Source organism: Streptomyces sp. NPDC004051, assembly GCF_053604275.1.
Genome location: NZ_JBSGHG010000067.1, coordinates 1 through 16,074 on the forward strand (window position 1 = coordinate 1; position 16,074 = coordinate 16,074).

Here is a 16,074-nt window from a genome sequence, read left to right on the forward strand (position 1 = left end):
ATCAAACGCCATCTCCTGGTCGACACCCGCGGCACCGTCCTGCTCACCTGCGTCAGCCCGGCCGACGTCGGCGACCGCGACGGTGCCGCGGTCCTCTTCTCCCAGGCCGCGGAGAACTTTCCACGCCTGCGGCATGTGTGGGCGGACCAGGGCCGTCGCGGCACCGATTTCCATGCCTGAACCCAGGAGGCCACGGGCATCACCGTGCAGGTCGTCCGGCGGCGCGATGGCGGCTTCCGCTCGACGTGGGTCAGGGCAGGGGCGCGGCCACCTGCAGTACCGCTCTTCGCGGTGGTCCCGCGACGTCGGGTGGTGGAGAGGACGTTCGCCTGGCTGGGCCGGTGTCGCCGACTGTCGAAGGACTATGAGTACCTGCGGGTCAACTCGGAGAACGTCATTTATCTCGCCATGGCCATGCTCCTCCTCCGCCGCCTCGCGAGATCAGCCCGCTGACAGGCTTTTCAGACGCCCTCTGGTCGCCAGGAGCAGGCGCACGATGAAAGCGGAGAGACGCGGTGCCGGGTGGGGTGCAGGGGTACCTGGACATCTGAGGATGTGTGGCTGGCCGGTCCGGGAGACCTCCGGGTTGCGGAGGGCCGACGCAGGCGGGCCCGGGGCGTACGGCGTGGCGGCCATCGGAAGGGGTGTCCGGGATGAGTACGGAGATGGTTTTCGGGACTGTTCACGGCCGGGCAGAGCGGGTCGGGGACGTCTCCTCCGCTCCGGGCGGGCTGCTGGACGTGCTGGGCGTCGCGGCCGTCGTCCTCGACGCGAGCGGGCGGATCGTGCTGTGGAGCCCGCAGGCCAAGGACCTGTTCGGCTACACCGCCCAGGAGGCGCTGGGCCAGTACGCGGCCCGGCTGCTGCTCGAGGAGAAGCACCTGGGGCAGGCGGCCGAGCTGTTTGCCCGGGTCATGGCGAGCGGTGAGAGCTGGGCCGGCGGGTTCCCCATCCGGTGCAAGGACGGCCACACGCGGATGGTGGAGTTCCGCAATATGCGGCTGGAGGACGGCCGGGGGAACTTCCATGCCCTGGGCATCACCACCGACCAGGCCGTCCTGCGGGAGGTGGAGCGGAATCTGGCGCTGTCGGTGCGCCTGATCGAGCAGGCTCCGATCGGGCTGGCCGTTCTGGACACCGACCTGCGGTTCGTGACCGTCAATCCGGCGTTGGAGCGGATCAACGGTGTGCCTGCCGCCGACCACCTCGGCCGGCGCCCCTACGAGGTCCTGCCGCATCTGGACATTGACGTCGATTCCACGACCCGCCAGGTGCTGGAGACCGGAGTGCCGCTGCTGGACCGGCCCGTCGTCGGCCGCACCGCGGCCGACCCCGACCACGAGCACGCCTGGTCGGTCTCCCGCTACCGGCTGGAGGATTCCGGCGGGCGGGTGCTGGGGGTGGCCACCTCGGTCGTGGACGTCACCGAGCAGCGCCGGGCGGAAACCGAGGCGGCCCGGGCCCAGCAGCGCCTCACACTCATCGCCGACGCCTCCCTGCGCATCGGCACCACACTCGACCTCGAGCGGACCGCCCGCGAGCTGGCCGAGGTGTGCGTGCCCGACCTCGCCGACGTGGCCACGGTGGACGTGCTCGACAGCGTTCTGCAGGGCCACGCGGCGGAGACCCATGAAGGACCCGCACGGTTCCGCGCCCTCGCCGTGGCCGCGGCCGGCCCCACCGAGGCCGCCCGCGCCGCCGACCCGCCCGGCGAGCTCGCCGTCTACGACACCGACCGCCTGGCCGCCCAGTGCGTGAACCTCCGCCGTCCCGTCCGGGTGCCCCGCGTGGAGGGCCGCGACCTGCCGCGCATCGCCCGCTGCCCCCGGGCGGTCGAGCTGCTGGCCCGCGCCGGGCTCCACTCCTACCTGGCCGTGCCGCTGACCGCCCGCGGCGAGATCCTCGGGGCCCTTGGCCTCAAGCGCACCGGCAACCCCGAACCGTTCACCCACGACGACGAAGTCCTGGCCGGCGAGCTGGCCGCCCGCGCCGCCCTGTCCATCGACAATGCCCGCTGGTACCGCAGCCAGCGGCACGCGGCCCTCGCCCTCCAGCGCCACCTGCTCCCCCAGCAGCCGCCGCGCCTGGTGGGCCTGGAGATCGCCAGCCGGTACCAGCCCGCCGCAGCCGCCGTCGAGGTCGGCGGCGACTGGTTCGACGCCATCCCCCTGGCCGGCGACAAGACCGCCCTCGTGGTCGGCGACGTCATGGGCAGCGGCATCAACGCCGCCGCGACCATGGGCCAGCTGCGCACCGCCACCCGCGCCTTCGCCGACCTCGATCTCGCCCCCGCAGAGGTCCTCGAACTCCTCGACCGGACCACCACCCGACTGGAGGAGACCATCACCACCTGCGCCTACGCCGTCTACGACCCGCACCGCGCACAGTGCCGCATCTGTCTCGCCGGCCACCTGCCCCCCGCCCTGGCCCGTCCCGGCCGCGCCCCCCGACTGCTCGACCTGCCCCCCGGCGCGCCCCTCGGTGTCGGCGGCATCCCGTTCCGGACCGCCACCTTCGACATGGTCCCCGGCGACCAGTTGATCCTTTACACCGACGGCCTGGTCGAGACCCGCGACCAGCCCATCGACCGACGCCTGAATACCCTCCTCAGCCTGCTCGACGACCCGGGGCGCCCCCTGGAGGAGACCTGCGACCGGCTCCTGCACGCCCTGCGCCAGCCCGACGACCACGACGACGTCGCCCTGCTCATCGCCCGGGCCCGGCCCACCCCGACAGCCAGGCCTCCCGGCCCTGACACGCCGCTGTTTTCGGCCGGCGCAGGCACCCACGCGTGATTCCGCCATGGCCCCATGGGATCGCCCTCCTCATCCAGAGACTCCCGATCTTCGATACTGGTGATAGAGACAGAACGGCTGCCGAATGAGCACGTGTGACAAGTCGAATGCCTCATCGGTGACAACCAGGCTGCCTCGACCGGTCCTGTCGCCGGCTCGTCCAGCTTCGCAGGTGACAATTCCTGAGCTTCGGCTCAGGAATTGGAAGGGATCTCCCCCATGAGCGAAGCCACTCTCATCGACCGGGACAAGAGTCCGCTGACCGCCGTGGACGAAGACGCCGTGCGGCCGGCCGACGTCCTGGAAGACCACCCGGACACCAGTGACGCCGCCGCCTCCGGCGTCCAGGGCGACATCGTCTTCACCGCGGCCGGGGGCGTCTGGATGCTCAACTTGCAGGCCGGCGCCGACGGCGAGGTGTGCCAGGACCCTGCTCCGGCCGACGCCCCCGCCGCCGACATGCTGCGCGACGTCGTCGTCCCCGCTCCTGGCCCACCCCGCCCACCCGCCGCCACGGCCGACGGCCACAGCCTCACCGTCCCCCGGCCACCGGCCGCCACTACACGCTGACCCTCAGCCCGGCTTCCTGACATCAGGCCGGCCGCGAGGGCCGGGCCCCGACATCGCAACTGCCGGTGCCCGGCCCGTGCGTGCGACTCACCCCGTAGGGGGCTCTCCCTATGCCCGCATCCACGGCCACCCGACGCGCGTACCGTGAGGTGACGGTCCGCCGCCGGGAGGGCCAGCCGATGAGCGCGCAGCCCGACCACGCACCCGCCCTGCCGCACGCCTCCGCCCCGGGGACTCCTGCCGATCTGGCTCGCCCAGCTGCGTGCCGACCGGCGTGCCGACACCTGGGTACCAGCCTTCGAGCAACAATGGGCGGCCTGGGGGGAGTCCCGCGCCCATTCTCCCTGGCGCGCCGCTGTATGAGGTAGTCCAGGACTGGCAGGGCCGCCTGGCCCACGCCCCAGCGGTCGACTCGTTCGTCGCCTCCGGCTACGACGACAGCTCCGCCATCGACATGCCGGAGCTGCGGGGCAGGCGCCGGTGACCGCACAGCCGTACGCGGTCCGCTTCTCGCCGCCGGCCGCGAAGGTCCTCGACACCCTGCCCGAGGACGTCGAGGACAGGGGCGTTCACGAGAATCTTTGACCAGTGACGATGCGAGGGCTTGAAGATCATTACCTGTTCGTGGGGTGATCGTTCCCCGCCACACACAGCCAGGCCTCTGGCCTTGCCCGCTTGACTGCAGCCCTACTCCGCTTCGGAAGGGGCGCGGGTGAGCTCATCGCGGGAGTACACCTCGGCTCCGGCGAGCGGGAAATCGACCATGACACCACCATTCGCGGTGATCATGACGACCTCGCCCACCGGATCTTCGGGGTGACCGGTCGGCACTACAGGGGCGACTTTGTCACCTTCTGCCCAGTGAGGGTTTTCAGCAGTGCCGCTCCCGGGTGAGGACGGCCTTGGTGATCGACGTCATGCGGTTGGGGCTGCATCGGGCTCTGCGGAAGATTCGCCGGGATTTCAGGCGGGCGATTCCTCGTTCGACGGGTACGCGGGCGGCGGCCAGGGCCCGGTCGACCGTCTGCTCGGTCGGGGTCAGTTCGCCCTGGGGCGGCCGGCGTCTGGGGGTGGTGACCCACTCGCCCGCGCCGATGCAGGCCATGTCAGCGAGGACGGGGACGCCCTGGCGCTCGCAGATTCTGATGATCTTGTGGGTGCGGGCCGGGGGTGCCCCCGGCCGAAGGCTGGGGGCGGTCAGGTCGTGCGTCCGGCCGGGCAGGGCGGGTGAGAGCCACAGGGTGCGACCGGCCGGATCCGTGATGACCTGCACGTTCACCCCGTGCCGCTGGTGCTTCGTCGAACAGTCCGCGCGTCCGTCGCCGAGTCGGTCGCACTCGGCGAGCGTGCCGTCCAGGAGAACGTGGTCGGGGTCTGTCTCGTGTAGGACCTTCAGCAGGCCCGGCGCTTTGTCGGCCAGGTGCTCGACGACCGTGGTGACGTAGGCGTGGGCGGTGCCGACGGAAATACGGAAACCCGCGGCGAGCTGAGCCAGGGGGTCGTGCCGGCGCAGGTACGCCGGAGCGATCACCGCACGCTCGGACGGCCGGAGTTTGCAGCGTCGGTCACCCTCACGGGTGACGATCAGCATCGTCACCCACTCCACGAGTGCGTGCGGCAGGTCGAGTGCGGCAGGAGACGGGATCAACAGGGCTCCTGAGCCGGAGAGTTGAGACCTGGACACCTCTCTCAACGGCACGGGAGCCCTGTCCGTTTCCTACGGTCCCGCCGTCACCCGTCCGGGGCCACCCTGAAAACCCTCACTGGCTCGCGAAGCAGGTGGGACTCACGGTCATCGGCCCCGGGCAGCGGTGCTGAAGCCGGCCGGGTCGCCCCGATGCGTTTCGGCGGCGGCCGTGCCTGTCCCCCATACGCCCGCAGCCTCGTGCGACAGCGTGATCGGCGAGGACAACCAGTACACGGCACAGGCGGCGTACATCCGCGGAGGCGTGGAGCGCCGCTGACGGGCCGGGACGGATGAGCTTCCCGAGGAAGACAGGCAGAGTGCTGAGGGCGGCCTCGGCAGCTGTGTTATCCCCTGTCCGTTTCCGCGGGTGGGGACTATGATCACCAGCAAGGCGGGGTCGTAGCACAGAGGTAGTGCGCCGCGACAGCATCTCGGAGGACGTCGGTTCGAATCCGACCGCCCCGCCCCCTTCCCAAACGCCGCCCGCTGGCCCGAATCCGTAGCCGGTGACACGTAACGCGCCGATTCGGTGACAACCACCATGCCTCGTCCCCCTGGAGCCGCAGGTCAGCGGCCGCCGGTAGTGACAATCATCGGGCCTCGGCTCACCGGTGCGACGGTGTGCCTCACTTGGCCACTGAGCGTTTCGGTCGGCCCCTCTCACGCTCAGCGTCGAGCCGACCGGTGACGCCGTTGCAGGGCTCATGACATGGGCGGCATGCACACCGGTAGGGTGCGATCGACGCTCTCGGGATCGTGTGGAGAACGCCCCCTCACCCCCGTCCCTGTGCACCGCCAACGGTGCCAACACCGAGACCGGCTGCGGGGCCGACCCGCTACCGCTGTCGGACCGCCTCGAACCCGCCAGCAAACTGTCCCTGAGCCAGGCAGAGAGCACAATGTGCGGCTGGCTGGCTCGGTACATGCTTCCCGGGAGCCCGTCCGACAAGGAGTGGCAGGTGGTCGCGCCCACGGACGAGCGGGCCCCGATCACCGGCTGCTCGCTCGTCGACTCCGGGACCGGCGAGTCCGCTGTGAACCTCACGGGCTGGTACGGCGATTGGACGGACGAGCCCTTCGAGACACTGCTCTCGGCCAACATGCGGATCCCGAAGGGGCACAGCTCCCGCGACGCGCTGCTCGGCGAGCGCTTCGGCCGCGCCAAGGCCCGGTGTGCCGGGGAGTCCGCCAACTTCCTCGTCAACAGCTACGCCCCGGACAGCTCCCGATCTGTGCTGCCGATGAGCGAAGTGCGGCACCTTCTCAACAAGTTCGCGGTGGACCAGGCCGAGCGCCGCAGCCGCACCGGCCTGCAGTTCCCCGACCCCACCTGATCACCGCCACCCACTACCGCACCGAGATGGTCATCCGCTTCGCCACCTGGGACCAGATCACCGGAGTCGTCGGCCTGCACACTGCGGCCTGACCCGAAACTGCCACCCGGCTCCACCACGCCATCAACCGGTCCTATCCACACCAACGTGACGACGCCCTGGTAAAGCCCGGGATGCGGGAAACCGGCCGCGTCGTGCCCCGGCAGGACGAGCGTCGTTGTCCCGGTGCTGCCGCCCTTCCTGGCCGCGCTGTGACGGTGCCCGGCCGAGTGCCGGGTCAGCCCCCGACTGACCCGGACGGGCAGGCCCCGGAGGCACTGCGTCAGCCGGTCAGCCCAGCCTCCCGCTTGCGCCGCTGAAGGACGTAGTCGCTGAAGAGGTGCCGGGCCCGGTTCAGCAGCTCGCCCACCTCCGCCTCTCCGCGCGGGGTGTCCGCTCCCGGATGCCAGCGCTGCACCGACTGCCCGGCCCACGTGCGCAGCTTGTCGTCCGGATCGTTCAGCAGGGCGACCGCGGCCCGCAGCCCCATGAGGCCGCCGCGCGCGTCGAGCAGCCGGAACGCGGCGACCCGGACCGGCCGGGACCACTCGGCGCCGAGGCGCGTCGTCAGCAGTTCGTCGGGCAGGTTCTCGGCGAAGGGAAGCAGTGCGGTGGTCGTCTCCCGTACGACACCGGGCGCCGGGTCGTCGAGCAGCGGCAGCAGTCGTGCCACGTCGGTCACGTCCAGTATGCGCAGCCCGGCCACCGCCCGGTCCCGCACCGCCGGTGCCGGATGGGTGAGCAGTGGCCACAGCAGCTCCGCGTCCGCGCGTTCCCCGCACTCCGCCAGCCCGATCACCGAACCGGGCGGCACCGCCGGGTCGGCCGGGTCCGCGCACCGCTTCCGGTACCAGGACAGCGGGTCCGTCCCGTGCTGCCGTACGACATACCGTGCACAGGCCCGGACCACCGCGGACCGGTCGGCGAGGAACTCCACCGCCCGCCCGGGCCGTCCCGCCCGCCGCAGCGCGGTGACCCCGGCCGACCGCGCTCGGGGATTGCGTGCGCCCAGCAGCGCTTCCAGCACCTCGTCCCAGTCGCCTCCGTCCGTCGGGGCGGCCAGGGCGGCGTCGGCGCACAGGCCCTGGACGACCGCGTCGTCGTCCCAGGCCGCCTGGCGGGCCAGCTCACCGGGGGAGAGGAGCCCCTCCTCAATGGTCAGCCGGAGGGCGAACCGGCGTACGGTGCGGTCGGTGTGGGTGTGCAGGGGCAGCAACCGCTCGCACGGTGCCCGGCGGAGCACGCCGTCGAGCAGTTCCAGCCCGAAGGCACCCCGGTCGCGTCGGCCGACCCGCAGGATCAGCGGCGCGAGGACGACCGCGGTCTCCACGTCGAGCCTCTCGCCCAGCAACCGCCGGGCCCGCTCCCGCACGGGCATAACCCGGTCACCAGCACGTATGACGAGCAGCGGCAGCAGTACGGGATGCCCCGTGACCCGCTCCAGGGCGGCCTCGCGCACCCGCCCGTCCGGATGGCACAGAGCGAGAGCGAGCCGGGTCCGTGCATCCGGCCCCCCGCTCCCGCCCCGGATCCCGTCCGCCCCGGGCCGGCCATGGGGAAGGCGCCCGAGTCCGGCAGCCGGTTCCGAGCTCTCGGCCGGGCGGCGAAAGCCGGCGGTGACCCAGCGGCGGAGGCGGTCGGACCGACCGGTTACCGGGTGCCGAACAGACGTCCCCGGCCGCGGTGCGGCCTCGCCGACCGTGCCGGAGCGAAGCACCGCGGTCCGCTCCTTGTCCGGCAGCAGGGCATGCCCGTACCGGAGGATCTGTCGGACGCCCACGTCGAACGCGGTCCAGGCGCGGGGATCGGCGGGGTCCAACGCCTCGGTGAGGGGCGTCCCCCGGATCAGGCGGACCGCCGCCGTCCCACCGCTTCCGATACCGTCGTCCATGCCCGCCCCCCAGCCGACCTGCCGTTTCGAGCGATCGTAGAGGTGAGGCGACGGAGCGTCGCGGGAATTGGTGCGGGCGGAAGTTGAGGTACGACGTCTTCCGCCGACGTGCTGCCCGCCCTCAGCAGGGGGCACTCCTGGTTTTCGCGTGATGCCACCGAATCAAGTTCGTGACCGGTGAGGGGGTCTGGCATGCAGTGAGAGTCGGGCCGGACAGCGAAGTGAGACGTCGCAGCTGGGGCTGCGGGGACCGTACTCGCACCGGACGGGCGGCGACTGGAGCAGCCGTGCCGCGGGGCAAGGAGGCGCTCGACGCCCTCGCGGAGTGCGGACAACCGAGTCATCGGCACCCCGGGGAGGGCCGTTGACACCGAAGGAGCCGAGGTCGCGCGTCGCTGCACCAGGGAGTACCTCTCACCAGCGGCGGATGCTCCGCCGCACCACCACCGGCGCACACCACCTCCGAGCCGAACACAGCCGCCGTTAAGCCACTTTGTGTCGGCGCCTGACAGCCTTGAGCTTCGGCTTTGTCATGTGGTCCTCGTCATCTCGTCATCAGTCGGTCGACGTTGGGGTCGGGTCCGGCCGCAGCGGCGACGGCGGGGGAGGTCTCGGCCAGCCAGGTGCGAGACCGCTCGGCGGCTTCGCGGTAGGGGACTTGCGCCAGGACACGGTGCTCGCCGGAGGGGCACAAGTCGACGGCGACAGTGAGCAGGCAGGAACCGGGCGCACGGTGGCTGCCGGTCCAGGACACGCGCAGCGCACCGCAGGGTGTGCGCCCGCGGGAGCCGCCGAGGTCGCGGTGAGTCGGGCGCAGTGATCGGCAGGCTATGTGGGCGGTCCATGCGGCGAGGTGGGGCAGTGGCAGAGTGGTGCGCGCGCGGCAGCCGGGGCAGCGGTGCCAGTGGCGGAGCCAGTCGACGGTGTGGGTGTGGAAGAGACGCGTGTAGTGGTGGGCCACGCGGATGTCGTTGCTGTAGAGGTGGTCGGGTCGTTCCTGTGTGTTGCAGGAGTGGCAGACGGGAGCGCGGACGTAGCCATGTTCGTGGCAGTGGCCGAGTACGGCGGCGGGTGCGGTGCGGCAGACGGCGCACGTCCACCCGGCCACCTTGCGGGAGATGCCGGGTTTCCTGCTGAGTACCGAGTACAAGTGGCCTTTCAGTTCCTCGCCGTACGGATGCAGTGGAGCGGTTGGGCAATCGGGACTCGTCGTCTGCCGGCCGTCGGCGGCTCGGGCCTGCCGGTGGCGGGAGGGCGACTCGGTGCCGGCTGCGCTTGCCTGACCGGCCCGCGCGGCTCGCAGCCACCGCGTTTCGGTGTGCTCGGCCACATCCAGCAGCCTGACCACGGCGCGCGGCAGCGACCATGTCCGCGCCGTCCGGTCGCGGGTTTTCTCCACGAGGATCCGCCGCCAGTCGATTGTCCAGCCTCCGAGCACAGAGGGATGCCCAGCGTGGTCGGCCTGGATTCGGAGTCCTGACGGGACGGGACCGTGTCTACGTGCGCTGGCCGACGGGTGATGAAGGAGAGGTCTTCCTGATGGAACTCGAGCCTGACGGGCGGCGGGTGCGGCAGGTTGAGATCAGCCGGCACGGTGGTTCGGTCAAGACGGGCGTCGAGGACTGGCCGTTCAACCCGCCGTTCGACCTTCATGATCCGCACTATGCGTCCCTGGAGATCGGGCCTGGTGACTTTGAGGAAGCGTGGCGGCGAGCTCGTCACGAGTCCGAAGACTGAGCCGCCGGGGCTCCTGACGGTGTGAGGTCGGCAGACACGCTGGTAGAGCGGGTCCTGACGGCCGCGGGGGCGCAGGTTCGCGGCAGGCGTGCTGGACCGGCTGTGCACGCTGGAGCCGGCGGAACCGCCCGGGCCCGCCGCCGACACCGCGGGCTTCCTTCGGGCTCTGGCCGAACAGGTCATCCCAGGCCAGTCAGTCAACGCGACGACGTCGCCGACAGTCCGCCGACACCTTTCTTCCGGTGCCTCACCGGCGCCCCGGGTGCAGGGCCTTCGCGAGCGGCCCCCGCATGTGTGCCGGGACGCGGATCAGCTCCCGCAGCCCCGCCCTCCGCGGAACCGCGTCCAGACGGTGGTAGAACTCGCCGACGTCGAGCGCCAGCTGGCGGCCGGCGGTCCAGTACGGGATGACCGTGCGCGAAGGCGTCCCGAGCCGCACGCCCTGCCCGCCCAGGGGGCGGCTCTCCAGGTCCCCCCGCAGCGCGACGCTGCGGCCGACACCGAGGACCTGGAAGTACGCGGACACGTCGTGGACGCCACGGTCCAGGGGACCGCCGCCGGCCGCGGTGAGCGGATCGATCCGCATCGTCCCGGCCACCACGGGCCGCCGCCGGCCACCCCTGCCGTTCTCGAGCCGCACGGTGAGATCCGACGCGGGGAACCAGCCGACGTGCTGTCCGCGGTGGGAGAGCCGGATCTCCCCGTAGGCGGCGGTCAGGTGATCGCCCACTGCCCACTCCCCGGCTCCGGCGATCCCCTCGGTCAGCGCCGGATCGAGCACCAGGCGTCCCCCGCGCTCCAGGAGGGGCACCGCCCTGCCGTCCTGGTGGGCCAGGTGCATCCGCACCGGGGCGGTGAGCGCGCCGTCGTGCCAGCGGGGCCGACCGAGTTCCGCGAGGGGCCTCACCTGGCAGATGCGGCGGGCCAGCAGCGACAGGGCGTCGAGGCGGCCCTCCTCCAGCAGACGGGCCCGCAGCCGCGTCACCGCCGGAAACCCTTCCCGGACGGACGGCGGGAACTCTTCGAGCACCAGCCGCCGTACCGCCTCGAACCGCTCCTGGACCTGATCGTGGCCGCTCAGCACATAGGGCTCGCTCACGTGGCGGAGGATCTCCACCCGGTAGGTCCGGCGGAGCATCGCGTCCTGCACCGGGCCGGGCGGGGTGTGCGCCTTGACGGTCTGCACGACCTTGCGCAGCCAGCCGAAGTACTCGTCGACGACGAGCTGCCTGCTGCTGGTGTTCCCGCCGTCCTCCCGGCGCATCCAGTAGTAGCAGGGGTAGTCGCCCAGGACCGAGACGCACCGCGCCACCGCGTACGCGTGTGCCATGAACACCTGGTCTTCGAGCCGGCACCGGCCCTCCGGGAACCTGACGCCGTGGTCCAGGAGGAAAGCGCGGCGGAACATCTTGTGGGGCGTCAGACTTTCGAACAGCGGGTGGTCGCCCACGGTGCAGCGGTCGACCGTACGGGCGAAGACATTGCTGGGCCGTGCCATGGTGCCCGCCGGTTTGCCGAGGACGATGTCCGATCCGTTGCGTCTGCCCAGGCCGTAGAGCCGTTCCAGGGCCTCGTGGCCCAGTTCGTCGTCCTGGTCGACGAACTGGACGTACTCGCCCCGGCTCAGCCGCACCCCGACGTTCCTCGGCTTCCCCGGCCAGCCGGAATTCTCCTGGCGGTGCACCCGCACGTGGGGGTGCAGGGCCGCGAGCCGGTCCAGGCGTTCGGCCGAGTCGTCGGTCGAGCCGTCGTCGACGTACACGACCTCGTAGGCATCGCGGCCGATGCTCTGCCCGAGCAGGCTCTGCGCGCACTTGTCGATGTAGGGGCCCGCGTTGTGGACGGGGACGACGACGCTGACTTTGAGCACGGGATCCACCCTCGTGTCCGACTGGGGGTCGCGGTGGTCTCGGTGCCCGACGGCGGCGGAACGCCGGTTCCGGCACCGCCGTCCGTTCCGGAACGGCCACGGGTGAGAATCACCTGAGCCCACGGGCCAGGAACGTAGCACCAGAGACGGAGTTGCACCGCGAACGAGCGGCACATGCACCCGAATGGCGCACCGGGCTGTGGCACGGGAAGCCCCACCGGCGGGGCCGTCCGTTGTACCGCGCCGGCTCAGTGGACGGAGTGTTCCTCCTGTGGGAACGCTCCGCCGACGACGTCCTTGGCGAACGCCTTCGCCGCACTGATGGTCTGCGGGGGAGTGTCGGTTGGACATCGTCGTCCGGGGGTCGGTGTCGCGGATGCGGTGACCTGGTCGTTGATGCTGACGGGTGGTGCTCACCCGCTGCCGGCACGAGTGACGGAGGGGGTGCTGTCACGTTGTTGGATGCATAGGTCTCTGACGGTGTGTCGGGGCATGGCGGGTGCCGGGTTTCAGGCCGGTGTCCAGGCTTCGGCGGGCTGGCCGGTGGCGGCCATCAGGTGGCGGCAGGGCCGGAAGCGGGGTGAGATGCCGCTGAACGTGGACAGGAATCTTTGTGCGACGCCGACGGAGCGGAAGCTCTTCATGGTGCGTTCCCGCTGCCGCGTGGGCTGGGCGGATGCGGGTGCTGATCTCCTCGCTGCGGCACTCGGCCCGCACCGGGCGCTCGCGGTCAGTGCCGTCCTCTACCTCGGCTGCGCGCTCGCCATCCGCGTCCGGTTACCCCGGCTGCAGCCGGGAGAGTTCGGCGGCACACCCGGCAGCGCTCGGGGCGACGGCGGGGCCGTCCGGGCAAGCCTGCACGGTGCCGGCCTGCTGCTGCGCGGACGCACGGTGCGACGACTGATGCTGGCCCAGTGGCTCCCGCCCGCGTTCGTAGCGGGCGCGGAAGGCCTCATCGTCGCCTACGCTGGAGGACGCCACTTCGCGCCCGGCTGGTACGCGGTGCTGATGGGCTGTCTGCCGGTCGGCATGCTTGCCGGTGACCTGCTGGTGGGCCGACTCCTGCTACCACCCGGGAGCGACTGGTGGTCCCGTTGATTGCGCTGATGGGACTGCCGCTGGTCGGCTTCGCCGCCGAGCCCGGAGTGGGCGTCTCGTCCTGTCTGCTGCTGCTCTGCGGCTTCGGATTCGCCCACGGTCTCGGCCTGCAACGGCCGTTCCTGGACGCCCTGCCGCAGGATGGCCGGGGCCAGGCCTTCGGTCTGCTCGGCTCCGGCAGCATGACGCTGCAGGGTGTCGGGCCGGTCTGCTTCGGCTCGGTGGCCGCAGGCATCGGAACAGGCGGCGCAATCGCCCTGGCAGGCGGCGCGGCGTTGCTGACCGCCGGCTGGACCCTCACCTGGCACCCGCCCACCTCCCCGGTCCCCGTCCCGAACTACTCGACGGGATCAGAGAACGGCACCGAACAGCATGCGTGCAGTTCTCCTGCGCGGTAACCGTCGCCGGTCGGGGCGGCCGCGAGCCGTCACGCACCCCACCCCCACCCCACCCCCACCCCACCCCACGTCTCTCTGCCAGCCGTTGCGGACCACGTACGGGATCTTGAGACCATGAACAACCCATGGAAGGTTCATGTCGCATGATCGATGAATTCGCGAAGGACAACCTGCACGGAAGACTGCGACGGGACCGCGAGGCGCTGCTCTGGAAACTCGACGGCTTGTCCGAATACGACGCCCGCAGACCTCTGACGGCGACCGGGACCAACCTCCTCGGCCTGGTCAAACACGTGGCCACCATCGAGGCCAGGTACTTCGGCGAGGTCTTCGACCGCCCTTCCCCGGAACCGCTGTCCCGGTGGCAGGACTCCGACGGCAGCGATCAGTGGGCTACCGAGGACGAGACCCGCGATCAGATCATCGGGTTCTACCGGCGTGCGTGGGAACACTCGGACGCGACGATCAACGAGCTTCCCCTCGACGCCCCCGGCCACGTGCCGTGGTGGCCGGATCCTTATGCCCACACGAACCTGTTCGCCGTCATGGTCCATGTCCTCGGCGAGTCCATCCGGCATGCCGGGCACGCCGACATCCTGCGCGAGGGCCTCGACGGCCGGACCGGGTTGCGCGCCGAACACGAGCAGCAGATCGACGAGGAAGCCCGTACAGCCCACTGCGCGAAGATCGAGCAGGCCGCCAGGTCGATCTCATCGATCAAGGCTTAGTCGTGCATATCGGGCATATCGGGCAGCCTGGCATCGGCTCCCCTGCCGGCGCTTGCGATTTCCGAGGACCCGGCTATCCGATATGCCCGCGTCACCTGATGTGGGCGTTCAGTTCGCGCCTTCGTCGTCCTCGTCCAGCTCGGGCGCGTCCGGGTCGCGCAGCGGGCGCAGACCCTGGGGCGGGGTGGAGGGGGGAAGCTGTAGCGGCCCAGGACGTTGAGGTTCTTGAACTTCAACGGGGACAGGCGGGCGACATCCTCATCGCTGATCTCGTGGCCCTCGGCACGCAGCTGGGCGACCGCGGCGCCGATGTACTTCCTCGTCCAGAGCACAACAGCGTTCAGCACCATTCCCAGCGAGCCGGGTTGGACCTCCATGCCGTCTCGGTATGCCATGGTGAATGGTGCCCCGCTTGCCGTGGCATACGTCCCGGGCGAGGGAGCCGAGGGCCGCCCGCTTCTTGCGGGCCCTCATCGCACGGTGCGCGGTCCCGCTCCGCTTCTCCGTGTCCTTTGCGGCCCTCGGCTCATTTCCATCACACCGCTGCCCGCCCGCCGGCCGTAGGGGCCGCACGGCCCCGCCCAGAGGGCCGGCCGGCCCTCTGGGCGGGGAGCAGGGGCGGCGGCCGGACCCGCTCAGGGACCAACGGCCCCTCCAACTGCGGGCCGAGGGCCACGAGAGTGGAACCACACCCCATTGAAAGGCCCGTGCTGCTTCTCCCCGGCCCCCTTGGTTCGGACGGCTCGGGCGAGAGCCTCGCCGCTGCCGAGCGGACCGCCGGTGAGGCCGCCCTGCGGCAGGGTGCAGAAAGGCGGTGGACACCATGACCCAATCGCCCCTGGTCGTGGGCGTCGACGGATCAAGTCCCAGCCTCCTGGCGGTCGACTGGGCCGTGGACGAGGCGGCCCGGCACAAAGTGCCGCTGCGGCTGGTGCACGCCTCCCTCAAAGAGGGCCACGAGGGCACCGCTTCCCCGGTCGGCGGACAAAGGCCCCCGGCGCGTGTGCCGGCCGAGCACATCGTCGCCTTCGCCGCGGAACGTGCTCGCCGGCGCAACCCGCAGATCAAGGTCTCCACCGCGATCTTCCCCGAGGAGGCGGCCCGCGTCCTGCTGCGCGAGGGCGACAGCGCCGCGCTCCTGGTGACCGGATCGCGGGGGCGCGGCGAGGTGAAGGGACTGCTGCTGGGCTCGGTCGGGCTCGCCGTGGCCGCGCGGGCGCCCTGCCCGGTGGTCGTCGTGCGCGGCGACACGGCCGGTCTGGCCGGCGCCCACGAGCGGATTCTGCTCGGCGCGGGGGATTCCGGCACGAGCGGTGAGGCGGTGGGCTTCGCCTTTTGCGAGGCCGAGGCTCGCGGCTGCGTCCTGGACGTGGTGCGCGCCTGGCGCTGCCCGGCGTACGAGAGCACCGACCGCCCGGCGTCGGCCGGGGAATCGGAGCGTCGGCACGAGGAGCGGGCCGCTGCCCTGCTCGACGGGCTGCTGCGCGACGCGGTGGCCGCCCATCGGGGTGTCCGGGTGCGCCGGGCGACGGTCGAAGGCCCGGCCGCGAGGGTCCTCGTGCTCCGGTCGGCCGCCGCCGACCTGGTGATCGTCGGCGCGCGGCGCCGTCAGGGCCGCTTCGGTCTCCAGCTCGGCCGGGTGAGCCATACGCTGCTGCACCACGCCGAGTGCCCGGTGGCGGTCGTACCGCACGAGCCGGGTGGCCGTCCCATGGGCGGGCAGGAGGCATGGGCCTGATGGCCCCTCGGGCGCACCCGGTAGCCCCTGTTCCGAACGCCGCTTTCCGCGTGACGCTGGTGGTGGTGGGGGGAAGGTCTTGTGCTGGAGGTGCGTGTCATGGTGTCGCCCGTTGTCGTGGGTGTCGATGGTTCCGTCGAGAGCCTGGCGGCCGCCGGGTGGGCGGCCCGGGAGGCCGTGCGTCGCGGG

12 protein-coding genes, 1 tRNA gene and 3 pseudogenes are annotated in these 16,074 nt (G+C 71.4%); 10 read left to right on the forward strand and 6 right to left on the reverse strand.

Annotated elements, in window-relative coordinates; genetic code table 11:
* The 4 genes from ACWEQO_RS34010 to ACWEQO_RS34025 all read left to right on the forward strand — a co-directional run.
* On the forward strand, window positions 1–180 hold a 180-nt coding region (locus ACWEQO_RS34010), incomplete at its 5' end, for a transposase (protein ID WP_452986393.1).
* A 111-nt stretch (window positions 181–291) separates the two neighbouring features.
* On the forward strand, window positions 292–453 hold the full coding sequence (locus ACWEQO_RS34015; protein ID WP_452986394.1) for a transposase: 162 nt from the start codon (window positions 292–294) through the stop codon (window positions 451–453).
* Window positions 454–653: 200 nt separating this feature from the next.
* The gene (locus ACWEQO_RS34020; protein ID WP_452986395.1) at window positions 654–2,795 is read left to right on the forward strand and encodes a SpoIIE family protein phosphatase; all 2,142 of its coding nucleotides are present in this window, start codon (window positions 654–656) and stop codon (window positions 2,793–2,795) included.
* Between the two features lie 219 nt (window positions 2,796–3,014).
* Window positions 3,015–3,365, forward strand: coding sequence for a hypothetical protein (locus ACWEQO_RS34025; RefSeq protein WP_452986396.1), 351 nt, complete (start codon window positions 3,015–3,017; stop codon window positions 3,363–3,365).
* Window positions 3,366–4,236: 871 nt separating this feature from the next.
* Here the strand turns inward: ACWEQO_RS34025 and ACWEQO_RS34030 are convergent.
* Window positions 4,237–5,013, reverse strand: a complete 777-nt coding sequence (locus ACWEQO_RS34030; RefSeq protein WP_452986397.1) for a transposase family protein — start codon at window positions 5,011–5,013, stop codon at window positions 4,237–4,239.
* A gap of 430 nt (window positions 5,014–5,443) precedes the next feature.
* Here ACWEQO_RS34030 and ACWEQO_RS34035 point away from each other — a divergent pair.
* Both ACWEQO_RS34035 and ACWEQO_RS34040 read left to right on the forward strand, forming a co-directional pair.
* Window positions 5,444–5,518: transfer RNA gene (locus tag ACWEQO_RS34035), tRNA-Leu, on the forward strand.
* Between the two features lie 493 nt (window positions 5,519–6,011).
* Window positions 6,012–6,386 carry a hypothetical protein gene (locus ACWEQO_RS34040; protein WP_452986398.1) on the forward strand — a complete coding sequence of 125 codons (375 nt, stop codon included), beginning with the start codon at window positions 6,012–6,014 and terminating at the stop codon, window positions 6,384–6,386.
* 322 nt (window positions 6,387–6,708) lie between these two features.
* Here ACWEQO_RS34040 and ACWEQO_RS34045 read toward each other — a convergent pair whose 3' ends face one another.
* Window positions 6,709–8,316, reverse strand: coding sequence for a HEAT repeat domain-containing protein (locus tag ACWEQO_RS34045; RefSeq protein ID WP_452986399.1), 1,608 nt, complete (start codon window positions 8,314–8,316; stop codon window positions 6,709–6,711).
* A gap of 544 nt (window positions 8,317–8,860) precedes the next feature.
* Complete coding sequence (locus tag ACWEQO_RS34050) at window positions 8,861–9,466, reverse strand: endonuclease domain-containing protein (protein WP_452986400.1); 606 nt, start codon at window positions 9,464–9,466, stop codon at window positions 8,861–8,863.
* Window positions 9,467–9,855: 389 nt separating this feature from the next.
* Here ACWEQO_RS34050 and ACWEQO_RS34055 point away from each other — a divergent pair, with 389 nt between their 5' ends.
* On the forward strand, window positions 9,856–10,053 hold the full coding sequence (locus ACWEQO_RS34055; protein WP_452986401.1) for a hypothetical protein: 198 nt from the start codon (window positions 9,856–9,858) through the stop codon (window positions 10,051–10,053).
* 247 nt (window positions 10,054–10,300) lie between these two features.
* Here ACWEQO_RS34055 and ACWEQO_RS34060 read toward each other — a convergent pair whose 3' ends face one another.
* Both ACWEQO_RS34060 and ACWEQO_RS34065 read right to left on the reverse strand, forming a co-directional pair.
* Entirely contained in the window at window positions 10,301–11,923 is a 1,623-nt protein-coding gene (locus tag ACWEQO_RS34060; RefSeq protein ID WP_452986402.1) for a glycosyltransferase, read from the reverse strand.
* Window positions 11,924–12,450: 527 nt separating this feature from the next.
* A pseudogene (locus ACWEQO_RS34065) lies at window positions 12,451–12,609 on the reverse strand (IS6 family transposase); the annotation flags it as partial.
* Between ACWEQO_RS34065 and ACWEQO_RS34070 the strand changes: the two are divergent.
* Window positions 12,596–13,419, forward strand: a pseudogene (locus ACWEQO_RS34070) (MFS transporter); the annotation flags it as partial. The pseudogenes ACWEQO_RS34065 and ACWEQO_RS34070 sit on opposite strands and share 14 nt — an antisense overlap.
* 143 nt (window positions 13,420–13,562) lie before the next feature.
* Window positions 13,563–14,147 carry a DinB family protein gene (locus ACWEQO_RS34075; RefSeq protein WP_452986403.1) on the forward strand — a complete coding sequence of 195 codons (585 nt, stop codon included), beginning with the start codon at window positions 13,563–13,565 and terminating at the stop codon, window positions 14,145–14,147.
* Between the two features lie 108 nt (window positions 14,148–14,255).
* Here ACWEQO_RS34075 and ACWEQO_RS34080 read toward each other — a convergent pair.
* Window positions 14,256–14,585: pseudogene (locus tag ACWEQO_RS34080) on the reverse strand (Tn3 family transposase); the annotation flags it as partial.
* Window positions 14,586–14,970: 385 nt separating this feature from the next.
* On the opposite strand from ACWEQO_RS34080, the gene ACWEQO_RS34085 reads away from it, so the two are divergent.
* A complete protein-coding gene (locus ACWEQO_RS34085; RefSeq protein ID WP_452986404.1) occupies window positions 14,971–15,885 on the forward strand; it encodes a universal stress protein in 915 nt (304 codons plus the stop codon).
* Window positions 15,886–16,074: the final 189 nt, after the last annotated feature.